This is a genomic window from Sphingopyxis sp. MG (assembly GCF_002953155.1).
GTDB classification, from domain to species: Bacteria; Pseudomonadota; Alphaproteobacteria; order Sphingomonadales; family Sphingomonadaceae; genus Sphingopyxis; species Sphingopyxis granuli.
Window position 1 is genome coordinate 1,501,089 of the sequence record NZ_CP026381.1, and the last position, 21,833, is coordinate 1,522,921.

At 59.5% G+C, this 21,833-nt stretch carries 19 protein-coding genes and 1 pseudogene; 14 read left to right on the plus strand and 6 right to left on the minus strand.

Annotated elements, in window-relative coordinates; genetic code table 11:
* Positions 1–10: 10 nt before the first annotated feature.
* Entirely contained in the window at positions 11–2,437 is a 2,427-nt protein-coding gene (locus C3E99_RS06925) for a S9 family peptidase (protein WP_158682178.1), read from the plus strand.
* On the opposite strand, the gene C3E99_RS06930 is transcribed toward C3E99_RS06925, so the two are convergent.
* From C3E99_RS06930 to C3E99_RS06940, 4 genes are all read right to left on the minus strand, one after another.
* Entirely contained in the window at positions 2,385–4,130 is a 1,746-nt protein-coding gene (locus C3E99_RS06930) for an asparagine synthase-related protein (RefSeq protein WP_104959588.1), read from the minus strand. The genes C3E99_RS06925 and C3E99_RS06930 overlap by 53 nt on opposite strands.
* Complete coding sequence (locus C3E99_RS06935) at positions 4,127–4,765, minus strand: lasso peptide biosynthesis B2 protein (protein WP_158682180.1); 639 nt, start codon at positions 4,763–4,765, stop codon at positions 4,127–4,129. The genes C3E99_RS06930 and C3E99_RS06935 overlap by 4 nt, the downstream gene beginning before the upstream one ends.
* A gap of 33 nt (positions 4,766–4,798) precedes the next feature.
* Positions 4,799–4,933 (minus strand): hypothetical protein, encoded by a 135-nt coding sequence (locus C3E99_RS20225; protein WP_267894970.1) that lies wholly within the window; start codon positions 4,931–4,933, stop codon positions 4,799–4,801.
* Positions 4,934–5,056: 123 nt separating this feature from the next.
* Positions 5,057–5,896: a GntR family transcriptional regulator gene (locus C3E99_RS06940; protein ID WP_104959590.1), complete on the minus strand. Its 840-nt coding sequence runs from the start codon at positions 5,894–5,896 to the stop codon at positions 5,057–5,059.
* A 188-nt stretch (positions 5,897–6,084) separates the two neighbouring features.
* Here C3E99_RS06940 and C3E99_RS06945 point away from each other — a divergent pair, with 188 nt between their 5' ends.
* Complete coding sequence (locus C3E99_RS06945) at positions 6,085–6,474, plus strand: XRE family transcriptional regulator (RefSeq protein ID WP_234002630.1); 390 nt, start codon at positions 6,085–6,087, stop codon at positions 6,472–6,474.
* Positions 6,475–6,807: 333 nt separating this feature from the next.
* On the opposite strand, the pseudogene C3E99_RS06950 reads toward C3E99_RS06945, so the two are convergent.
* Together C3E99_RS06950 and wecB are read right to left on the minus strand one after the other, a co-directional pair.
* Positions 6,808–7,471 (minus strand): annotated as a pseudogene (locus C3E99_RS06950) (NAD(P)-binding domain-containing protein); the annotation flags it as partial.
* On the minus strand, positions 7,458–8,576 hold the full coding sequence (wecB, locus tag C3E99_RS06955; protein ID WP_104959592.1) for a non-hydrolyzing UDP-N-acetylglucosamine 2-epimerase: 1,119 nt from the start codon (positions 8,574–8,576) through the stop codon (positions 7,458–7,460). The gene wecB and the pseudogene C3E99_RS06950, both read right to left, overlap by 14 nt.
* A 270-nt stretch (positions 8,577–8,846) precedes the next feature.
* Here wecB and C3E99_RS06960 point away from each other — a divergent pair, with 270 nt between their 5' ends.
* The 12 genes from C3E99_RS06960 to C3E99_RS07015 all read left to right on the plus strand — a co-directional run bounded on the left by C3E99_RS06960 (position 8,847) and on the right by C3E99_RS07015 (position 21,831).
* Positions 8,847–9,632 carry a metallophosphoesterase family protein gene (locus tag C3E99_RS06960; RefSeq protein WP_104959593.1) on the plus strand — a complete coding sequence of 262 codons (786 nt, stop codon included), beginning with the start codon at positions 8,847–8,849 and terminating at the stop codon, positions 9,630–9,632.
* Between the two features lie 185 nt (positions 9,633–9,817).
* On the plus strand, positions 9,818–11,227 hold the full coding sequence (locus tag C3E99_RS06965; protein WP_158682182.1) for an O-antigen ligase family protein: 1,410 nt from the start codon (positions 9,818–9,820) through the stop codon (positions 11,225–11,227).
* Between the two features lie 71 nt (positions 11,228–11,298).
* A complete protein-coding gene (locus tag C3E99_RS06970) occupies positions 11,299–12,033 on the plus strand; it encodes a polysaccharide biosynthesis/export family protein (protein ID WP_104959595.1) in 735 nt (244 codons plus the stop codon).
* Positions 12,034–12,050: 17 nt separating this feature from the next.
* A complete protein-coding gene (locus tag C3E99_RS06975) occupies positions 12,051–14,234 on the plus strand; it encodes a GumC family protein (RefSeq protein ID WP_104959596.1) in 2,184 nt (727 codons plus the stop codon).
* 34 nt (positions 14,235–14,268) lie between these two features.
* On the plus strand, positions 14,269–15,519 hold the full coding sequence (locus C3E99_RS06980; RefSeq protein ID WP_104959597.1) for a hypothetical protein: 1,251 nt from the start codon (positions 14,269–14,271) through the stop codon (positions 15,517–15,519).
* Positions 15,519–16,568 carry an SDR family NAD(P)-dependent oxidoreductase gene (locus C3E99_RS06985; RefSeq protein ID WP_104959598.1) on the plus strand — a complete coding sequence of 350 codons (1,050 nt, stop codon included), beginning with the start codon at positions 15,519–15,521 and terminating at the stop codon, positions 16,566–16,568. The genes C3E99_RS06980 and C3E99_RS06985 overlap by 1 nt, the downstream gene beginning before the upstream one ends.
* Before the next feature lie 109 nt (positions 16,569–16,677).
* On the plus strand, positions 16,678–17,976 hold the full coding sequence (locus tag C3E99_RS06990) for an exopolysaccharide biosynthesis polyprenyl glycosylphosphotransferase (protein ID WP_158682185.1): 1,299 nt from the start codon (positions 16,678–16,680) through the stop codon (positions 17,974–17,976).
* Positions 17,977–18,009: 33 nt separating this feature from the next.
* Positions 18,010–18,552 carry a MarR family EPS-associated transcriptional regulator gene (locus C3E99_RS06995; RefSeq protein WP_234002631.1) on the plus strand — a complete coding sequence of 181 codons (543 nt, stop codon included), beginning with the start codon at positions 18,010–18,012 and terminating at the stop codon, positions 18,550–18,552.
* Positions 18,549–18,989 carry a UDP binding domain-containing protein gene (locus C3E99_RS07000; RefSeq protein ID WP_104959600.1) on the plus strand — a complete coding sequence of 147 codons (441 nt, stop codon included), beginning with the start codon at positions 18,549–18,551 and terminating at the stop codon, positions 18,987–18,989. Before C3E99_RS06995 ends, C3E99_RS07000 begins: the two co-directional genes overlap by 4 nt.
* Complete coding sequence (gene tviB / locus C3E99_RS07005; protein WP_104959601.1) at positions 18,986–20,266, plus strand: Vi polysaccharide biosynthesis UDP-N-acetylglucosamine C-6 dehydrogenase TviB; 1,281 nt, start codon at positions 18,986–18,988, stop codon at positions 20,264–20,266. The genes C3E99_RS07000 and tviB overlap by 4 nt, the downstream gene beginning before the upstream one ends.
* Positions 20,267–20,289: 23 nt before the next feature.
* On the plus strand, positions 20,290–21,237 hold the full coding sequence (locus tag C3E99_RS07010; protein ID WP_104959602.1) for a Gfo/Idh/MocA family protein: 948 nt from the start codon (positions 20,290–20,292) through the stop codon (positions 21,235–21,237).
* A gap of 12 nt (positions 21,238–21,249) precedes the next feature.
* Positions 21,250–21,831: an acyltransferase gene (locus C3E99_RS07015; RefSeq protein ID WP_104959603.1), complete on the plus strand. Its 582-nt coding sequence runs from the start codon at positions 21,250–21,252 to the stop codon at positions 21,829–21,831.
* The last annotated feature ends 2 nt before the right edge of the window (positions 21,832–21,833 follow it).

The following is a 21,833-nucleotide window of genomic DNA, read 5'->3' on the forward strand; positions in this document are numbered from 1 at the left end:
GTTTTGGCGGGTGATTCCGATCGCCGTCGCCGCGCTTCTTCTCGGGCCGAGCGAAGCGTCGGCAGCGCGAAGCTATACGGTCGACGATCTTTTGCGAACCGAAGGATTCGGCGACGCGCTGTTCGATCCACAGGATCGATGGCTGGTCTTTCAGCGGTTCGCGCCGTTCTCCGAAATGAACCGCTTCGACAAATTATCGCGGGCCAGCGTTTTGCGGTCACTTCTCTACCGCGTCGATCTTCGGTCGCCCGGGCGAGCAGTGCCGCTACTTCCCGATACGGAACCCGGTACCATTGCCTATGGCTTCTCAACCGACGGCAGCCGGCTGGCGATAGGGAGATTATCCGGCGATCAGTGGCGACTCGGTGTGGTTGCCATGGCGGACGGTGCGGTTCGCTGGTTTGATATTTCGCCCGATTACACCCCGTTCAACACGACGCTGCAATGGGTGTCTGCCGACGAATTGGTGGTGCTCGCCGTCCCCGGCCGCGAACAGCCATGGTGGCTGCGTTCCGAGGGCTATCCGGCGGAGATCTTTCCGAAGCGCTGGGAGGCGACGCGCCGGGGGCAAGAACCGGCAGTGACCGTGGTTGGAAGCGGTCATTTCCGAAAGAGCGGATCGCCGCCGCCCCAGATGTCGCTGGTACTGGTGAATGCCGCGTCGGGGCATCTGGAAACGCTCTTCGCGGGGCCTTTCCTTTCGATGGACATTGCGCCCGATCACAGGAATCTGCTGCTGATCGAACGGGGGGAACCCGCAGCATTGCCACAGGATCGGCCCGTTAGTCAGATGGACGGACCATTCCGTCAGGTCCCTTTGCTTTATGATCTTCATCGCCGAAAAATCGCTCGGCCCTGTGCCGACTGCGACCTGCTCGGCGTGCCGAACTGGTCGCCTGATGGGAAACGTATCGCGTTCGTCGCGCGGCGTGGACGGCAAGATTGGCTGTCCGCGAATCTGTGGAAACTCGCCGTCGACTCGCACGGAGAGCCGCAAGCGGTGGCCTCGGCGGTAAGGCCCGTCATTACCGAATTTGCCGACGGCACCGCGCGGGCGGCATTCCAATGGCAGGGAAATGCCTTGTTGCTCTTCGGTCGGTTCGCTTCCTCATCGAGTCAGCGCGGCGACTGGTATCACGTGGACGATCGTCATGCGGTCTCGCTGACGTCGACGCTTGCGCACGTCAGTCCCGATATAATGTCGATGGAAGGATGCGTCGCTGCGATGACGGCATCCGATGGCGTCTGGTGCCTCGACGAATGGCCCCCGAGGAGCCTGTTCGAGGCCGGGATTCAGCGTGCGAAGGGAGGGGGGCCCGGTTGGCGGAAGGATTCGGACGGGATTTCGCTCATCGGAGGCCGATGGTCAGGTCGCCAGATCACGATTGACGCTGGCGAGCATATAGAAGCTGTTGACGCATCCTCGACTGGGAGCGCGCTCCTCGTACGCCGACAGACCATCCGAGGTGTCAAAGCGCTGACCCTGATGACAAAGAGTGATACCGCGATGATCGCGACCGCCAATCTCCATTTGCGCGACGTTCAGCCGGCGCGCCCGAAGCATTTGACCTATAGGCTGCCCGATGGGCGCGAGGCGACGGGATGGCTTTACCTTCCACCATTCGAGAAGGAAACCGGGACCTGGCCGCTCGTCGTCATTCCATATCCGGGTGCAACCTATGGCAACGACGCGCCCGCCGGACAAGGGCCGGGCTTCGGTCGCTTCCATACGAGCGCGCAGCTTCTCGCCGGGCACGGATATGCCGTCTTGCTGCCAAGCCTGCCTTCGCGTCCGCTGGTCAAGGGAGGGCCTCCCGGTTTCGTTGGCGATGTCGATCGTGCGGTTGACGCCGCTATTGCGACGGGATTGGTCGATCCCACGCGGATCGCGCTCTGGGGGCACAGTTTCGGGGGATATGCGGTGGCGATGATGGCCGCGGGGGGCTGCCGCTATACCGCTGCGATTGCATCGGCGGGCGTCTATGATCTCGGGGCCATTCCCGGGACCTTCGGCCCCACGACCCGATTGGCGCCTGAACGGAATCTCGCTATCGGCTATAATTTCGCATGGGCCGAAAGCGGGCAGGGTGGGCTTGGTGTGCCTCCCTGGAACGACCCGGCCCTCTATGCCGCTGCGAGTCCGGTCTATCTCGCCGACCGAATTCGCTTGCCGTTGCTCATCGTTGCGGCAGATCGCGATCCCGCTCCCTTGCAGGGCGCGGAGCAACTCTTCTCGGCGCTGTTCCGGCAAGGCAAGGATACCGAGCTCGTTACCTATTGGGGGGAGGGACATGTGGTCGGAAGCCCGGCAAATGTAAGGGACCTCTATCACCGTGTGTTCAGTTGGCTCGAACATATGCCTCGGCGGACAGCCCATTGTGATTCTACGCCATTGCCTCTAGCCTTTCGGTCCACGCCCGCACCCAATACTCCATGATCAAGGCCGATAGGATCTTCGCGTAACAATCGAAGCGCATCAGGAAATCGCGATCGAGCATGGCCCCTAGCCGAACTGGGTCGAGAATGCCGTGTCTGACGAGCAGGCCGTCGAGCAAATAGGAGCGTAGGAAGGGAACGCTTGCGGCGAGCGACCGGCCGAAGAAGGAGCTCAGCGAACCTTTGCCTCGGCGTTGGATGGTCGATATCGGCACGTCGTCAGCGAAGGCTTCGCGTGCGAGCGCCCGATCGCGCCGACCTTGCGTCAGGTGAAAGGTGTCGGTCGCAATCGCAAGTTCGACGAGGGGCTGCGAGAGAAGCGGATGGATGACAGTCAGCGATCGACGCCGCCACGATGGGCCAAAGGCGCCACGGTCGCCGGCGATGGCTAGGATTTGCGCCTTCTTCGCTGGCGGGATGCCATCGACATTGCCTGCCCAACTAGAAGGTGGTTCGCGAAAGCGTGCATTGATCGGCAGCCTCGACATTGCGGTGTCGGATGATTTACACGCGGGAGCGCGCTGCAGGAAGGCATGACGGGCCACCGTCCAGATGGATGTTTTGCTCCATCGGGCAAGATCGACATAGGCGCCGAAATGCGTTCGAGGAAAGGAGGGATCGGCTGCAATCGCCGCGGTCGGGTGCTGGAAGAAGACGGCGTCTCCTCCATTCCCGGTGAACAACGCGCCGACCCTCGCCGATGTCGCCAGCTCTGCCGACAGTCGATCGTGAAAAAGCGTGGTGCTACCGAGGCCTGGGCGCACGCCGATGGGCATATCCTCGAGATCGGCGTCATCAAGTCTCCCCACCGGCATGAGCATTTCACGAAGCGTGACCCCGGTGTGGGCTGCGACATCGCGGGCATAGCGGCGTTCGTCTCCTGCGATATCGTCGGCGAAGAAGTTGATCCCGAATTCTATCCTGTGCCCGCCATTCCCGATGACCGCTGCGACGACGGCGGAATCGAAGCCGCCTGAGATTTCGAGCATGCTGACCGGATAGGCAGTATTCCAGGCATTGATGCACTCCCTAACGGTTCGGTTCAATTCGGCGGAGGTCGTTTTGGCGCCGGAACCAAGATAGAATTGACGCGGCAACCAGAGGCGATGGGTTTCGCGGATGGCGCCACGATATTCCGTCATGACACCAGGCGCGACCGTTTCGACGCCGACTAGAGGGGGCGCTTCAGCAACCGTTGACGAGGAACGAAGCAGTTCGCCGATCCGCTGCCAATCGATTGCGAGGTCATTTGGCGCTGATAGGGGAAGCCAAGGCATCGGATCGGAGGCAACCACGCGAACGGAGGTCTGCGCCCAACTGATGACATCGCGCATTCCGATCGGATCGCGAAAGACCGATATTCCATCAGGGGCAAGCTGGATGGCGGTGTAGGAGCCCCAGAAATCTGCCGCCAACTTGGCGCAGAACATACCGAAACCGGTCGCCTCCGAAATGAGCCGCTCGAGATTTTGCCCGGTGCGCGGGAAAATGTCGCCGATAACAAAGATCGAGCAGCCCTCTGTCATCCCCATTTTGACGCGGCCGTCCTTTGCAACAGCGATCAACCTGCCTGGGTCGGCGAGAAGTGTTCGCCATCGGCCGTTCGACGCGTTAAGATATGCTTGGACGTTGTCCGCAATCCTTGCGGATCGATCGCTATTTTGAGGACCAGAAAGAGCGACAAATGCGGTCATGTCGCGGCAGCGCTTACGGTCCAGATGACGCGGTAATCCTCGATCCGATGTGGTGCTTCATTGAGGAGTTCATCGTCGATAGCCAGCCAGCAGTGCGCGCGGAACGGAAACAGTTGGACGGCAAAAATCCAATCGGCGCGAAAGCCATAGAGCGATAGAAAGTGAAGAAGGCAAAAGGAGGAAAACAGGCATTCAAGCTTCAGTGGAGTGCAGATCAGCATATGCTCGAACAAATCCGCGATCTCGCCGGGCGTAAGGTCGTCGCAACGTGGCCTTATCGGGAGTGATCGTGCCACAGTGGCGAGTTGACGCAGCGTACGTCCTCTATAATGAAAGGTCGCGCCGGCCAGAGCGCGGCCAAACTGTATCCAGTCGCACACGGCAGGACGCCGATGGGCTGATATATTCGGCTTGTGCCAAACCGCACTGCGAAGTGACTGCTTCGAACCGATATCGACTGCGCATGCCGATGCGCTCAGTGTGCGATAGGCTTCGATTGGATGCTCGCGCTCGTAGCGGCAGGCATATTCGTCTTCGTAAAGATCGAGAAAGACAACGCCATCGCCCGTTCGAGTGTCGAAGATGGTGGGAGCGATCTCATCATCGGTGATCGGCGCGGGCGTACGGGGTTCCATACGCACTCGGCGGACGAAACCCCGCATTTTTATTCAGCCCCCGATGAAATAGAGCCTGTCGTCGCCGATTTCGTTCTTGTCGCCATCGAAGCTCGACCGGGTGAGGCGTTTCGCCTTCCCGAGTTTGATCGTGCCTTTGGCCGTTGAGTGATTCACAGTCTTCTTCATGATCTCTTCCTCTTCCTGTTTTGAGAACCGGCCTGCATTCACAAGCCGTGATCAATTAGGATATTTTTTTGAAATCAATTCAAATCATATTTGGAATATATTTCTAATATAGAATGGTTGTTCCTATTTGTCGGTCATGGATTTCCAGATTTCAGCAGCCTGATTCGTGCAGGCATGATGGAAATCGCGCGAGGCCTTTCGCGCAGCGGCGACGTCTCCGCGGGTCAGCGCGAGCTTCAGAGTCCCGGTTATTCCGACATATCCAGCGAGGACCACCTCGTGACTGCGCGCAAGGGCGAGGCGGCCCGATATATGATGCTGCATGGCCGCGAGCGCATCGTCGCTCGATCGGTCCGCGAGCATGTCGAACAACTTCCACGCGCTTGCGGGGCGGCCGCTGAGCATTTCGGCACCATTCCAAAGGCACAGCAAGGCATCGGCGATGCGGTCGTGGGCCGCATAATAAGTACGGAGTGCGGTGCTGCTGACCGTCGCGGCATAGAATCCTTCGCCCGGCCGCTCGGTCAAGACGCCTTGGCCGACAAGCTGGTAGAAGGCCTCGCGCACCGGAATATCGCTTGTGCCAAGACTGTTGGCGATTTCGCGCGGCATGATCCGCTCGCCGGGATCGAGCTTGCCTCCTTCGATCCGTCTCATGACTGCCCGAATGATCTTCGGGCCAGCCAGGCGACGCTTGCCGCTCACCATCTCACCGTCGTCATCATCCCGAATAATTAGGATGCGATCGGTCCGAGGGTCGAGTGTCCGCCATTCCATGCGGCCTCTACGGGACAGAATATGCGGACGATGGGAACCGTCGGTGGTGCGGCCCGCTGCAACATTGCGGATGATCCGCAAGTTTGATGCGATGCTGGTCAGCGGCACGCCGAGCATTTTGTGGGCGTCCAGAATAGATCCAGATCTGCCCCAAAAAACCCGTTTCGCGATGAAAAGGAATACCATAGGCTCTATCACTGGCGGGCGAACCGAATAACGGAATGCAAGCCGATCAATAGCGGAGGCTTGCAGGCATGGACGTATCCTCCGTCCAGTTTTCCGAGGGACGACAGATTCTAGCCCGCGCCGTCCGTGACATCCGACGGCTACGCGATCTACGCGCGAACGTCGTAGCGGAGCGAATGGGGATGCCGTTGCGCAGCTACGAACTCTTTGAGGCTGGGGGTGGGCGATTCGACATGCAGCGGCTCTTTGCCTTCGCCGAAGCAACCGACAGCGATCCGTTCGCGATTATATTGTCGGTGCCATTCGAATCTCCCGAATTCGCGGTCGCTTGTGCCGATACCAAGCTGGCGCTCATCATGATGATGCATCTGCAAGGCTTCCATGAGGACCGTGGGGTGGACATCGCCTATCTCGATCCGCCCAATATCATCGGCGGCTTCGAGCGCGTGTTCAAGGAACTGGGTACTAAGCTCGACGACAATGAGGCTTTCCTGCGTCACTGGTTCGATGGACGGAAAGGGGCTTCGATCAGCCTTGGTTCGCTGAGCGTGCGCGGCCTCCGACGACGCAAGGGCTAGCAGCTACCGGCGACGAGCGCGAAATGCTTAGACTCTGCTGAGAGCGAAGGGGCGGGCGTTGGAACCTTTATGCAAAGGCCCGCTACTTCGGTCCGTGCCGGTCACCGATTGCCCCCGGTCGCTGGCACGCACCTGTCTTACGGCGCCCGCGCTTGCGGCGTAGCCGCACTCCGCAGTCGTATCAAGGCAGGGGCCTTGGGGTCTGTGCCGTCGCGCGAGAACGGTCGATTTTGTCCGGGTCATTTCCGACCATTTACTTAGCACTACTTTGGCAGAATCTCATTCGATTGTCCGGTCAGGCTACATCCGCAGTGGGGACATTGGTCCGGCGGTGATGTTGACGTCGCGGTAGCTGTTCTCGACCAGCTTCACCATTTCGGCGGCGCGCGCCGAAGTGGTGACGCAGGCGCCGCGCACGAACTGGCGGTAGAAAGTCATCGCGCGGCGCGATGCCGCCGATGCAACGATCGTTATCGACGAGCTCGACAAGGATGCGCCCCGGCAGCACGCGTTCGGGACAATAAGCGACGAAGATATCGGCGGCGCCGGCGCAGGCGCCCGGCACCTTGAGATCGGGGCGAAGCTCAGCGAGCAGCGCGGCGATTCTCTCGGTGGTGCCGACCGGTGAGGTCGATTAGAGAATGACGAGGTTGCCGGCCTCCAGCTTCGGCGCGATCGCGCGTGCGGCCGAGGGGACATGGTGGATGTCGGGGCGATCCTCCTCGTCGTGCGGCATCGAAACCGCGACGACGAAAACACCGGCGGGCGCGACTTCGGTTGAAGCAACGAGCGCGCCGCGCGACACGACGCCCTTGACGAGGCCATCGAGATCGACTTCCTCGATGTGCACCTTGCCGTTGTTGATGGTGTCGACGACGTGCCGGTTGACATCGACGCCGGTGACCTTGCTGCCCGAGCGCGCGATCAGCGCAGCGGTCGGCAAGCCGATATAGCCGAGGCCGAGGACGGTAACCTGCTGGTCGTTATCGATGGGCACGCGCAATAATCTCCGCTATTCGTGTGGCGGCGCGGCCGTCCCCGAAAGGGTTATGTGCGCGCGCCATGGCATTATAGGCGCCTTCATCGTCCAAAAGGCTGAAAATTTCCGAAACGATGCGATTTTTGTCGGTGCCGACGAGCCGCGCGGTGCCCGCTTCGATCCCCTCGGGGCGTTCGGTCGTCTCGCGCATCACGAGCACCGGCTTGCCGAGAGAGGGCGCTTCCTCCTGCACCCCGCCGCTGTCGGTGAGGACGAGATGGCTGAGGCCGAGCAGGCGGACGAAGTGCGGATAGTCGAGCGGATTGATCAGCGCGACGTTGGCGAGATTGCCGAGGATCGGTTCCATCGCGCTGCGCACATGCGGGTTCGGATGGACCGGGAAAATCACCGCGACGTCCTCGCGCGCCGTGATGCCGGCGATGGCCTCGGCGATCGCCTTCATGCCGTCGCCAAAATTCTCGCGGCGGTGCGAGGTAACGGCGATGATGCGCTTGCCCGCGAAGCGCGCGGCGAGCGGGTCGAGACCGGCGGCCAGCGAAGGCTCCTCACCGAGCCGCGCCTGGGTTGCGAGCAAGGCATCGATCACCGTATTGCCGGTTATGTGAATGCGGCCGGCGGGCACATTCTCGGCGCGGAGCGCGGCGGCGGCGGCTTCGGTCGGTGCGAAATGCAGGTCGGCGACAGCGCCTGCGACCTTGCGGTTCACCTCTTCGGGCCAGGGATGATAGATATTGCCGCTGCGCAGCCCCGCCTCGACATGACCCACCGGAATCTTGCGGAAATAAGCGGCAAGCGTCGCGGCCATCGTCGTCAGCGTGTCGCCGTGGACGAGGATGCGGTCGGGCTTTTCAGCGTCGAACGCTTCGCCGAGACCGGTGACCAGCCGCGCGAGCAGCCCGTCGAGCGTCTGGTTCGCCTGCATGACGTCGAGGTCGATGTCGGGGTTGATCCGCGCAATATGCAGAACCTGATCGAGCAAGTCGCGATGCTGCGCGGTGACGCAGACGCGCGCTTCGATCCCCGGCTGGCCGCGAAGAGCGTGCACGACGGGAAACATCTTGATCGCTTCCGGCCGCGTGCCGAAAACTGCTACTATCTTCATTTGTCGTTCCCTGAATCGCGCGGCTCGATGTTTCGCGCCAGGATATCATGATTCTTCATCGATTTAGCTTTGGTTTAGCTTGCAAATGCTTTCGGCTCTCTTAAGCACGAAATCCGCCTGCTCGAAAAATTGAGAGATGGGGCGCAACTTTTCGCGCCTGGCGGTGTATGTTGTCATCCACGGGGCAGAGGGCTAGGGGGAAATAGTGCGGCGATCGCGCCGCCTGAGCCCCGTTATTCGAGATTTTGAGGTTGGATTGGTTCGCTAGTCATGTTCTGGAAGCGCAGCAAAAGCCCGGCCCCGTCCGCGCCCCGGGGACATGAAATACCGGCGGGCAGACGTGTCTACGCCATCGGCGACATCCACGGACGCGACGATCTGTTCGCCGAGATGATCGACCTGATCCGCGCCGATCACGCCGCGCGCGGGCCGGCTGAGATGACCTTGATCCTGCTGGGCGATCTGGTGGACCGCGGCCCAGCGTCGGCTGAGGTCGTCGAACGTGCGATGCGGCTTCATGACGAGTTTCCCGACGTCCGACTGCTGATTGGCAATCACGAGGAATGTTTTCTAGCGGCGCTGACGGGCGACGTGCGGCGCCTTCGCTATTTCATGCGGATTGGCGGCGACGCCACGATCCGCAGCTATTGGCGCGACGATCAGGATTTCGCGAAGGTGAGTTTCGAGGAGGTTGCCGAGCGGCTGCCTACCCTAGTGCCGCTGAGTCATGTCGATTTCCTTGGTGGCGGTGAGGACATGGTCGAGGTTGGTGATTATGCTTTCGTCCATGCCGGTGTGCGTCCCGGCGTTCCGCTCGAAAAGCAGGCGATGTCCGACCTCCGGTGGATTCGCGACGATTTTCTCGATGATGTCGGCGATCATGGAAAGATGATCGTCCACGGCCACAGCATCACAGCCGCGCCGGATGAACAAATGAACCGCATAGGCATCGATATCGGCGCATTTCGTAGCGGGGTTCTGGCGGCGATCGGACTCGAGGCGCGTGATCGCTGGTTTATCTTCGCGCGGGAAGAACTGTCCGAACGCATCGCTTGATCGCGGTAGCGGAGCGGATGTTCATGCTGGATGCGACCTGATCCCGTGTCTGCGCGAATAGCTGTTTCTATCGCTTGTCAGGCTCCATGCGACCGTCTAAGCCGCGTGCCGACAAAAGGGGCCGGCATTCCGTCGGCCGGGATATTATCCAAGCTTTCATGAGCGCATCTCCAAAAACAGCCTCCGTGTCCCGACATAACCTCAGGCAAGAGCTTCCTGCTTGGATTCCCGTTTTTTTCCTGTTGTTCGTCTTTCTCTTGGGCGGTAGCTCGCGAAGCGATATCGCCTCGCTTCCGCTGCTACGCGGAGGAGTCCTGTTATTCGCTTTTTGGGCGGCTTCGGGCATTAAAGCTGAGGGTTGGCGCCGCATCCGTGTTCCGCTTGTGCTGTTGTCGCTGCTGACGGCGTGGATCGCGACACAACTGATCCCGCTTCCCGCCGATGTCTGGCACGGTCTTGCCGGCCGCGATACGATCGCGTCGATCGACCAACTGCTCGGTCAGGCGGATATTGCCCGACCGATATCGCTTACTCCGTCGCAGACTTGGAATGCCCTATTAGCGATGACTGTGCCGTTCGCAGCATTGCTTGTCGCGGCACGAACGGCGGCGGAAGATTATCCGCGGCTATTGATGGCGATCGTGGTCATCGCCTGCTTGAGCGGTGTTCTTGGTTTTTGGCAGGTTGCATCAGGCGTTGGCAGCGCCGCCTACTTCTATCGTATCACCAACTCCGATTCGATGGTGGGGCTGTTCGCCAACCGCAATCATCACGCGGTTTTCCTTGCGTGCGCCGTTATTGTTGCCGCGATGTTGCTGCGTGACGAATTGATGCGCCGGCAGCAGCGGGGCCTCGTGCGCGGGGGGCTGGCTTTCGCTGCTGTGACGCTTACCGCCTTTACTGCACTGATTGGCTCGCGCGCTGGCCTTGCGGCGGGTGCCGTCGCTTTCATTGTCGGCTACGCGATTGTCGTCCCCGCGTGGCGCGCACGTGAGATCGGCGTCCGGGATGCCCGCCGTCGACCGCGCGCGACGACTCCTTCGCTATACGGAAACTGGTTTGTCTATCTGGCACCGTTGTTGCTGACGGCGCTACTTGCCACGGCCTATCTGACCTCCGACCGCGCGACCGGCCTGAGGCGTTTCGTTGGGGAGGATGTCGCCGGCGACCTCAGGGTTCGAGCTTGGCCAACGGTGCAACAGATGATTGAAACCCACGGGCTGTTCGGCGCCGGCTTTGGATCCTTCCCTGATGTCTTCAAGATGTTTGAGCCCGACAATCTCCTCAATCCGAGCTATTTCAACCATGCACATAATGACTGGGCTGAATTGCTCGTCACAGGCGGGCTGCCATTCGCGTTGGTTGTGGCCGCTGCGCTAATATGGTTCGGCCGCAGGGTCATGGCGCTTGGCACGCGCAATCTCGTTAAAGGATATCGCGGTGACATTCGTCTGCCAGTGATCACGATCGTGATCATCCTCGCGATCGCAAGTGCTGTCGACTATCCGCTCCGTATTCCTTCGCTGCAGGCGGTGGCTATCATGCTGATAGCCTTTCTTTGCGCCGCGGCACCAGCCCGATCCAGACCCGATTAGGCTTGCGGGGGATCATGTGACGTCTATAGCGTGTCAACTCTTCCAGCCGTGGATTTTTAAGTAATCAAATCATGACCGTTCCATCTCGTATCCTTCCCCTCGCCCTGGTGGCGATCGCGCTCGCCGGATGCGGCGGAGCTCCTGCGCCGGTCGCCAGTGTGCCTAACGCCCCCGTGACTAAAATCGACGAACTGCCTGTGCCCGTCGCGGCCGATGTCGTCAATTCAACGCGGACAGCGCTCATCGGCCCCTTTAGCGAGCTGCGGGTTGAGGTTTTCAACGTTCCAGAGATGCAGCAGGACATCCTAACCGACGGCAAGGGCAATTTCGCCTTTCCACTGATCGGAACCGTTGAGGCGGCCGGCAAGGCGCCGAGCGAAGTGGCCGAGGAAATCCGTGGGCGGTTGGTCGGTCGGTTCGTGCGCGACCCCAAAGTGACGGTGAATTTCAAATCGTCGTTAAACCCGCTGGTGCAGCAGGCAATGTCGGCCTTCGTCGACGGCGAGGTCAAGCGCTCGGGCTCCTATCCGATCGTTGGTCACGTCACGTTAATGAGGGCCGTGGCGATGGCCGGCGGCGCTGACGAATTCGCCAAGCTGCAGGATGTGGTCATTTTTCGTGAAGTCGAGGGTAAGCGATATGTCGGCCTCTATAATCTGGAGGCGATCCGTCGCGGCAACTATGGCGACCCCGAAGTCTATCCGGGCGATATAATTATCGTTGGCGATTCGGTGGCGCGGCGCCGGATCAAGGATGTGATGCAGGTCGTCCCGACGCTCCTTGCTCCGCTGTTCTATCAATTGTAAATGAGACCGACCTTCCGATGAGCGATATTTCCAACAGCGGTACGATGCTGGTTCCCGTCGATCCCCCTCCGGGCTATTATATCGACGACGAAGGCAAGCGGTCGTCACTGCCCATGGTCGAGCAAGTCCTGACCGCCATCCTGAATCACCGCAACTGGGTGATCGGAGCGATTGCCGGCTGTCTTTTGCTCGGTCTGCTTGTGACTTTTCTTGCCACACCAAAATATACATCGACCGCACGCATCGAAATCCTCCCGGATTCACCAGTCGCCACCTCGGTTGAAGGACAGCGCGACAGGGCGCTAATCAATGAGCTTTCGTTTTATAATACGCAATATTCGTTGCTGAAATCGCGTTCGCTGGCCGAACGCGTCGTTCGTGCCGGCAATCTGACTGCTGACAAGGACTTTATCGCGGCCTTCAATCTTGACAATCCCGAAGTGGGGATGTCGAGCGCCGAGCGAGGCAATCTGACCAACGAGGCCGTAGAGGCTTTGCTCGATCAGTTGACGGTGACGCCGTTGCGTACGTCCAGCTTGGTCGATATCAGCATTTCGACTCCTTCCCCAAAGCTCTCGGCTAAAATCGCCGACCTGTGGGTATCACAGTTTCTGCAGGCTACGATCGATCGCCGCTTTGCTGCGACTTCGGACGCGCGCCGGTATCTTGAGACGCGTCTTGATACTCTGCGTCAAAATTTGGAAGCGTCGGAACGCGCGTTGATCAGCTACGCCACCGAAAAGGGCATTGTGACAATCACGTCGCAGACCGACGTTAACGGCAAGACACAATCGCAGACGTTGATTGCGTCGGACATTGCGCAGATCGGAAAAGCCCTGACCGAGGCGCGGCAGCTGCGGATCGCGGCCGAAGCCGACCTCTCGAATACGCTGACCGGCGCCGCGCAGCTCAATGCCCTGACTATCGGCAATCTTCGTCAAAAGCGCGCCGAAGCCGAGGCCGAATTGGCGCGTCTTCGCACGACCTTTGAAAATGACTATCCTGCTGTGGTTTCCGCTCGTGCGCTTGTCGCCACGCTCGATCGGAGCATCGCAGCGGAGACGTCACGTTCGTCGCAGGGTAATCGTCAAGCATATAATGCCGCAGTCAAGCGCGAGCGTGACCTACAGGCGGCACTTCAGACCCTAACCGACAAATATAATGCGCAGCAGCGGGAATCGATCCAGATGGCAATTCTGCAGCGCGAGGTCGATTCGAACCGCCAGCTCTATGAAGGACTGTTGCAACGCTATAAGGAAATCGGCGTTGCAGGTGTCGGCACCAATAACATATCGGTTGTTGATCGTGCCAAGGTGCCCGACAAGCCATCGAGTCCCAGCCTGATCTTCAACGTCGCGCTGGCCCTCCTTGCAGGGTTTGGTCTCGCTGCGGCGACCGTCTTCATTCTCGAGAAGCTGGATAGTTCGATCCGCGATCCACAGGACGTCACGACACAGTTCGGCCTGCCACTGCTCGGAACCATTCCGGAAATCTTCGATCAGCCGTTGGCCGAAGCGATCACAGACAAGAAGTCGATGATTTATGAAGCTTATCTCTCGCTTATGACGAATCTGACGTTTTTGACGACCCACGGGGCGCCGCGGACGATCATGCTGACCTCGTCGCGGCCGAAGGAAGGCAAGAGCAACTCCTCGCTGTGTTTGGCAACCGTGCTCGCTGCGACCGGCAAGTCGGTTGTCATGGTGGATGCCGACGTTCGCAACCCGTCGTTGAACCGCTATCTGGACATCCCTAACGACCGTGGCCTTAGTCATTATCTGTCAGGCGATGATGATATCGACAGCATGATCTCAAAACTTCCGACCTATGGCTTCTCGATCCTCACCGCGGGAAAGACGCCGCCGAACGCGGCGGAACTCCTGGGCGGCGATCGGTTCGATCTGCTTCTTGAAACTTTGCTGGGCAGGTTCGACCATGTCCTTATCGACTCACCGCCGCTCCTTGGTCTCGCAGACGCGCCGCTGATCGCACGCAGGGTGGAGGGCGTTCTGTTCACTATAGAGGCGAATTCGACCAAGAAGCGTACGATCGCGACCTCGCTGGCGCGGCTTCGCATGTCGGGCGCCAAGCTGTTCGGAGCGATCGTTACCAAGGTTGGCGCGAAGAACCAAGCCTACGGTTATGGCTATGGCTATGGCTATGGCTTCAGTTATGGCGATACCGGCAAAGACAAGAATTGATAGCTTTCGGAGAGCGTGAGTTCGGGAAGCGCAGATGAATATTGTTCGCATAACGGGCTGGCTGGCGACGACGGTTCTGGCAGTAGCCGTCGGGCTATCCAGTCTGGTCATCGCCAATCAGTCGAAAAATCCAGCGATCTCGATCGCGTTGGGTTTCGGACCGCAGGGCAGTGCGAAGGCCAATCTGGCAGTCGCCGCTTATTCGGCTCGCGTTACCAGGAATCCGAAGGCGGCGGTTACGGCCGCGGAGCGGGGGATGGCACGCGATGCTTATCGCAATGAGCCGTTGTCGCCGACGGCCGTCGGAATCATCGCCGCCTCGATGCGGCGACCGGCTGAAGCGAGGCAGCGCGAAGCCCTCCTCGACCTTGCAGGTCGCCTATCGCGCCGCAACTCGCTGGTCGCAATGCAGATACTTGAAGTCGCGTCGCTCAACGACGACAGCCGCAAATTCTTTACCTGGCTGTCACGGTTGATAACGACCAACGACGAGCGGCGCACGCTCTATGTCGGTGCCATGGCCGATGCCACAGCCCGTGAGGACTCGGTCGAAGCATTGGTGCCTGTCATCGGTCAGACGCCGCCCTGGGAAGAAACGTATTGGTTGCAGGTGGTTCGGCGTCCCGCGAGCCTCGTCAATGCGGCTCGGGTGCGGATCGGAATCGCAGGGAAACCTTGGGAGCAGACTGCGATTAAGACGACGGATCGCGATTTGGCGTTGAAGCTTGCCGAGATCGGTGAGTTCGATACAGCGCGTCGGCTCGGTGTTGCGCTGGGGCAGAGTGTCGCAGAGGGGCGCGCGGGCGGTAGCCTTCTCATCAACGGAAATTTCTCTCGCCTTCCGCAGCTTCCGCCGCTCGACTGGGAACTCACGGCGCTTGGAAATCTTGGTGCGTCGATCTCTCCCAAGGAAAAGACACTTGCGATATCAGCGATCGGTGGTGCGCGGGGCATAGCAGCGCGGCAACTCATTCGCCTGCCGAGCGGACATTATAGTTTTGGCTGGACCCAGTCGAGCACCGCGCCGTTTGCGCCCGGCGCGTTGATCACGCGGATACAGTGCGCCGAGCCTAAGAGCGCCCCGCTTACCGGAACGACGATTCCGCTCGTGGCTGGCAAGCGCGTCGCCCAGGTTCAGATTCCGGCCGATGACTGTATGTGGCGCTGGATATCGATTCAGGTGGCCGTGGCCGATGATTCTGCCGGTATCGACGCCATTCTGCGTAACCTGTCGCTAGTGTCGGCGGGGGGGGGCGCCGTGCAGGATTCGTCTCGGAGGCCTTGATGGCGTTCGGCAAGCAGTCCAGGAGCTTTCCAGTGCAACGCAAGATTTTCGTGACCGGAACCGCGGGTTTTATCGGTTTTCATCTCGCACGGCGACTACTTGAGGAGGGTTTCGCGGTGCTCGGCTATGACGGCATAACCGATTATTATGATGTCGTGCTGAAACGGCAGCGGCATCAGATGTTATTGCAGAATTCGCATTTTCGCGCGGTTGAGGCGATGCTGGAGGACCAGCGGGCGCTCGACGCGGTGGTAGATGCTTTCGAGCCCGACGTAATCGTCCACCTTGCGGCTCAGGCGGGGGTGCGTTATTCGCTCGAGCAACCCAAGGCCTATCTGGAAGCCAATGTCGTCGGAACATTTCACGTCATGGAGGCGGCGAAGCGGCATGCAGTCCAGCATCTGTTGATGGCATCGACCTCGTCAGTCTATGGCGGCAATGAAGAGATGCCCTTTGCCGAAACCGACAAAGCTGATACTCCGCTCACCATTTATGCTGCGACTAAGAAGGCAACCGAGGCGATGGGCCACGCCTATGCTCATCTATGGGATTTGCCCACGACCATGTTCCGCTTCTTCACGGTTTATGGTCCATGGGGACGCCCTGATATGGCGATCTACAAATTTGTCGACGCCGTTCTCGATGGCCGACCGATCGATCTCTATAACAACGGCCACCTCTACCGCGATTTCACTTACATCGACGACCTGGTCGAGGCGATCAGACTCCTGATCGACGCGGTGCCCGAGCGGCCGGCAAGTGCTGCTGACATTGAGCCCGGAGACAGTCTGTCGAACGTCGCGCCATTTCGCGTCGTCAACATCGGCAACAACGGCAGAGTGCGGTTGCTCGATTTTGTTGCAGCGATAGAGGCGGCAACCGGAATGCCGGCGCGGCGTAACCTGATGTCGATGCAGAAAGGGGATGTCGTCGCTACTTGGGCGAATGCCGATCTGCTGCATCGGCTTACTGGCTATCGTCCCAGGACAGATGTGCGCGATGGCGTCGCAAGCTTTGTCGCTTGGTATAAGGATTATCGCAGGGTATGACATATGTGGCTCGGTATCTTTTGCTACGTTAGTGAAATGTCGCGAAGGCCTTGGAATGACGGGACTTCAGCCTGATCGGAAGCGCTTCCCAGCCGAAACGGGTTGTACGATGCAGATGACGCAATTAGAGAAAGCTAACCGTACCAGTCGAGTACCGCTGTTCTTCGGCTCGCTTCGCGTCCAGGCGGTCCTTTGCCTTTTGTTCGGGGTAGCGATTCCGATCTTCACCTATTTTCAGGGTAACGTCGATTTCGTTTTCAGAAATCCTTCTGCGCTCAACTCTATTATGGTTGCGGCCGTCGCGACGCTCAGTGGTGTGGTGGCGGTCCGCAAGTTCGGGGCATTCCCCGGCACGATTGCCGCCAGCTATGTTTTTCCGGCTTTTGCTGCCTGTTACAGTATTGCTGCCGCCGCGATCCTACTCGCGCGAGAGCCCTATAGCGGTACGTTGCTGACGCTCACTTTCCTGACCGCGCTTGGCGTCCGTTTTGCAATCAGCGCGCTCGAGCGTAGTGATCCCAGTCGATACTATCTGGTGCCGGGTGGCGATATCGACCGGCTGCGGTCCGACGTCGGGCTGGCATCAATGACGCTTCATGTCCCGGCGCTACCGATTGAGCCCGACGCGGTCATCGTTGCCGACCTGCATTATGATCATGCGCCCGAGTGGGAACGCGTCTTTGCGACGGCGGCGCTGAACGGGCTCGGTGTGTATCATTACAAACAGGTGTGGGAAGCGCAGACGGGCAAGGTTCGCATCGAGCATCTTGCGGAAAACAGTCTCGGCTCGCTGCTACCTAGCAATTCCTATGCAAAGGCAAAACGGGCAGTCGATATCCTGTTCAGCCTGATCATGATTCCGGTACTAATCGTGCCGTTTGTCATCACGGCGATGATCATCCGCCTCGATTCTCCCGGGCCTGTTTTCTTTCGCCAGGACCGCATCGGGTATCGCGGCAAAGTGTTCAGCGTACTGAAATTCCGCACGATGTGCGTCGCGACGCCGATGCATGGCGCGGCGGACCAACTCCACGCAGCGATTACCCAGGACGACGACGTCCGCATCACCAAGGTGGGGCGCTTCCTGCGGAAGACGCGCATCGACGAGTTGCCGCAGATATTCAACATTCTGCGCGGCGAGATGAGCTGGATCGGCCCACGGCCGGAAGCGCAGCCGCTGTCCGAATGGTATGAGCGCGAAATTCCTTTCTACCTCTATCGCCACATTGTGCGGCCCGGAATTACCGGCTGGGCTCAGGTGAACCAAGGGCATGTCTCGGGGATTAGCGAGGTTCATGACAAGTTGCGCTTCGACTTCTATTATATCAAGAATTTCTCGATGTGGCTCGATCTTCTGATCCTCTTCAAAACGGGGGTCGTGGTCATTCGCGGTTCGGGCGCAAAATAGGATCCCGACCGGGGTGGGCTAAGATCGTCCATTGTGCTGGCGGTGGTTGCGATCGATCGCAAATCGATCCCCGCGTTGTTTTCTGCCCTGATAAGTTCTTGCAAACAGGCGAGGATCGATTACGCGTTCACGCGTGAACGAGGCTGTGACACGGCGACCGACTCTGTCGGCCCGATGTGGATGGCGTTGGCGGATACCCTAATGATGACTGATTACAGGATTGCGATACGCAGGGAGGATGTCCGTTTCCGTGTGCTTCGCCTTATCGAAAGGCGCCCCGAGGCATCGCAGCGGGAAATCGCCGATGCGCTCGGGGTCAGCGTCGGTGCGGTCAACTTCTGCATGCGTGCGCTGATCGACAAAGGGCATATCAAGGTCGCCAATTTTCGCGCGTCAAAGAACAAGTTAGGTTATGTGTATGTGCTGACGCCGGAGGGAATCTCGCATCGCGCCAGCTTGGCGGTCCGCTTCATCGAGCGAAAGCTCGCCGAGTATAATGCGATCAAGGACGAACTTGACCAATTGCAGAGCGAATTTTGGGATATTGCCCAAGGATCAGATGGCCTTGGGCAATGAGCGAGGCCATTGCCAGTTTCGGGATAGCCGGTCTGCAAATGAGCAGAGCGGCTCGGTGCGTGGCTAGGCGATTGCGGGTTCTAACCGCCTTCGGAACGCGGCCTGAAGCCATCGAGATGGCGTCCGTGGTATGTGCGCTCTACATATGTGGCTTGGCGTTCAAGTCCGACGTCGACGATCTGCGCGAAAGTCCCGCGCTCGAAACCACGCGCGACCTTGTCGCGAGCCATCCAGGGCTGGTGCGGATCGTCGAGTCCAATTTCACGAAGCTGCCCTCCGCTATGGGGCAGGGCGAATTGCAGCAGTTCGATGCAGTCGCTGACACGGACATTCATATCCTGCTGGTCGATCACTGCGAATTCCTGTCGCGGCAGAAGCCAGCAAAAATCACTATTTGCATGCGAGGCATATGGGAAAATCAAATGGGTGCGGCATGATGTACGACGCTTCCGAAGCGCGGATCGCTGTGATTGGGCTGGGCTATGTCGGTCTGCCGCTGGCGGTGGAATTTGCCAAGCTAGGCGAGGTAACTGGCTTTGACATAAGCGCCACGCGTATCGCCGCGCTGCGCGAAGGCCGGGACGAGACGCTGGAGGTCGAGCCCGGGGAACTTGCCGCCGCGACCGCACTGAGCTTTACCGACGATCTGGAAGTGCTGCGCGCCGCAAATTTCTATATCATCACGGTCCCGACACCGATCGACAGGTCGAAGCGCCCTGATCTGACTGCGCTTGTCCGTGCGTCCGAAACGGTGGGCAAAGTGCTGAAGGTCGGCGATATCGTCGTTTATGAATCGACTGTCTATCCGGGTGCGACCGAGGAGGATTGCGTTCCGGTGCTTGAAAGGACGTCGGGCCTGATATTCAATCATGATTTCTTCGTCGGCTACAGCCCGGAGCGGATCAATCCGGGTGACAAGGTTCATCGGCTTCCCGACATCCACAAGATCACCTCGGGATCGACGCTGGAGGCGTCCGAATTGGTCGATGCAGTTTATCGGCGGATCATCCGTGCCGGGACGCATAGGGCCGCATCGATCCGTGTGGCCGAAGCTGCGAAGGTGATTGAGAATACACAGCGCGATTTGAATATCGGGCTAGTCAACGAACTGGCGATCATCTTCAACCGCATGGGGATCGATACCGAGGATGTGCTCGCTGCGGCGGGAACCAAATGGAACTTTCTGCCATTTCGCCCCGGTCTTGTCGGAGGCCATTGCATCGGCGTCGATCCTTATTATTTGACGCACAAGGCGGAGATGGTCGGCCATCTGCCCGAGATCATTCTCGCGGGTAGGCGCCTTAACGACGCGATGGGCAAATATGTTGCCGAACAAATGGTGAAGGCGCTGCTAAAGCGACGCATCCATGTGAACGGTGCGCGCATCCTGGTGCTCGGGTTGACCTTTAAAGAAAATTGCCCCGATCTTCGCAATACGCGGGTTATTGACGTGATCGACGAACTGCGCGAGTTCGGTGCGGTCGTCGATGTGTATGATCCTTGGGTCCATGCAGGCGAGGCGATGACTGAGCTTGGGTGCCACCCGATTGAAGAGCCCGAAGCGGGCAATTATGACGGAATTATTCTCGCTGTCGCGCACGAGCATTTCCGCGAGCGCGGTAGTGGCTGGGCGCGCACTTTCGGCAAGCCCAATCATATCTTCTATGACCTCAAATCTGTATTTCGGTCGGATCAGTCCGACATGCGGCTGTAATTTACTCAAATGGACGAGATAACATGAAAAATTTTGCGATCATCGGTGTCGGCGGATATATCGCCCCCCGCCACATGCAGGCCATTCGCGACACGGGCAACCGCTTGGTCGCCGCGCTCGACGTCAATGACTCGGTGGGGATTATCGATAGCTATTTTCCCGAGGCGCACTTCTTCACCGAGTTCGAACGCTTCGACCGGCACATCGACAAACTGCGGCGCCGTAAGTCTGACGATGTCGTTCATTATACCTCGATCTGTTCGCCTAACTATCTTCATGATTCGCACATCCGCTTCGCGCTACGCTCGGGCAGCCATGCGATCTGCGAGAAGCCGGTGGTGCTGAATCCGTGGAATATCGACGGGCTGCTCGAAATCGAAAAGGACACGGGATGCCGGATCAGCACGATCCTTCAGCTTCGCCTTCACCCGTCGATCATCGCGCTGAAAAACAAGATCGCCGCCGAAAATTCGGACCGCAAGCATGAGGTCGACCTGACCTACATCACGTCGCGCGGCCACTGGTATTTGCAGAGCTGGAAAGGCGATGAGCAGCGTTCGGGCGGCGTCGCGACGAATATCGGCGTCCATTTCTTCGACATGCTGCACTTCCTGTTCGGCGAGTTGCAGCAGAATGTCGTGCACCATTCGGAGCCGACGAAGCAGGCGGGCTATCTGGAATATGAGCATGCCCGCGTGCGCTGGTTCCTGTCGATCGACATCGACGACGTGCCCGCCGAGCTCCGTACCAACGGGCAGCGCACCTATCGTTCGATCACGATCGACGGCGAGGAAATCGAGTTTTCGGGCGGCTTCACGGACCTGCACACCCGCAGCTATGAGGAAATTCTCGCGGGCAACGGTTTCGGCGTCGAGGAAAACCGCGTCGCGATGGAATCGGTCGCGACGATCCGCAGCGCGCAGCCGACTCCCTCGATCGGCGAACGCCACCCGTTTCTCGACCGCCGCTGAAGTACTCCGGTCATGAGTGTGCAGATCCATCCGAGCGCTATCGTCGACGAGGGCGCCGTCATCGGCGACGGCAGCCGTGTCTGGCATTTCGTTCATGTCTGCGGCGGCGCCCGCATCGGTGCGCGCGTGTCGCTGGGACAGAATGTCTTCGTCGGCAACAGGGTGACGATCGGGGACGACTGCAAGATACAGAATAATGTGTCGGTCTATGACAATGTCACGATCGAGGATGGCGTCTTCTGCGGGCCGAGCATGGTCTTCACCAATGTCTACAACCCGCGCGCGGAGGTCGAGCGCAAGAGCGAATATCGCGATACGCTCGTCCGCCGGGGGGCGACGCTGGGCGCCAATTGTACGATCGTTTGCGGCGCCACCATCGGTGCCTATGCCTTCGTCGGCGCGGGCGCGGTGATCAATCACGATGTCCCCGACTATGCGCTGATGGTCGGCGTGCCGGCGCGGCAGATCGGGTGGATGAGCGAATATGGCGAGCGTTTACCGCTGCCGTTGACGGGCGAGGGCAAAGCCGTTTGTCCGCGCAGCGGAGCAACCTATCGCTTGAAGGACGGCGCCGTGCGCCGCGGAGAGGAATGACG

Coding starts and splice junctions, on each gene's coding strand:
- C3E99_RS06930 (WP_104959588.1), bottom strand. CDS start 4,130: ATGACCGCATTTGTCGCTCTTTCTGGTCCTCAAAATAGCGATCGATCC.
- C3E99_RS06935 (WP_158682180.1), bottom strand. CDS start 4,765: ATGGAACCCCGTACGCCCGCGCCGATCACCGATGATGAGATCGCTCCC.
- C3E99_RS20225 (WP_267894970.1), bottom strand. CDS start 4,933: ATGAAGAAGACTGTGAATCACTCAACGGCCAAAGGCACGATCAAACTC.
- C3E99_RS06940 (WP_104959590.1), bottom strand. CDS start 5,896: ATGGTATTCCTTTTCATCGCGAAACGGGTTTTTTGGGGCAGATCTGGA.
- wecB (WP_104959592.1), bottom strand. CDS start 8,576: ATGAAGATAGTAGCAGTTTTCGGCACGCGGCCGGAAGCGATCAAGATG.
- C3E99_RS06960 (WP_104959593.1), top strand. CDS start 8,847: ATGTTCTGGAAGCGCAGCAAAAGCCCGGCCCCGTCCGCGCCCCGGGGA.
- C3E99_RS06970 (WP_104959595.1), top strand. CDS start 11,299: ATGACCGTTCCATCTCGTATCCTTCCCCTCGCCCTGGTGGCGATCGCG.
- C3E99_RS06975 (WP_104959596.1), top strand. CDS start 12,051: ATGAGCGATATTTCCAACAGCGGTACGATGCTGGTTCCCGTCGATCCC.
- C3E99_RS06980 (WP_104959597.1), top strand. CDS start 14,269: ATGAATATTGTTCGCATAACGGGCTGGCTGGCGACGACGGTTCTGGCA.
- C3E99_RS06985 (WP_104959598.1), top strand. CDS start 15,519: ATGGCGTTCGGCAAGCAGTCCAGGAGCTTTCCAGTGCAACGCAAGATT.
- C3E99_RS06990 (WP_158682185.1), top strand. CDS start 16,678: ATGCAGATGACGCAATTAGAGAAAGCTAACCGTACCAGTCGAGTACCG.
- C3E99_RS07000 (WP_104959600.1), top strand. CDS start 18,549: ATGAGCGAGGCCATTGCCAGTTTCGGGATAGCCGGTCTGCAAATGAGC.
- tviB (WP_104959601.1), top strand. CDS start 18,986: ATGATGTACGACGCTTCCGAAGCGCGGATCGCTGTGATTGGGCTGGGC.
- C3E99_RS07010 (WP_104959602.1), top strand. CDS start 20,290: ATGAAAAATTTTGCGATCATCGGTGTCGGCGGATATATCGCCCCCCGC.
- C3E99_RS07015 (WP_104959603.1), top strand. CDS start 21,250: ATGAGTGTGCAGATCCATCCGAGCGCTATCGTCGACGAGGGCGCCGTC.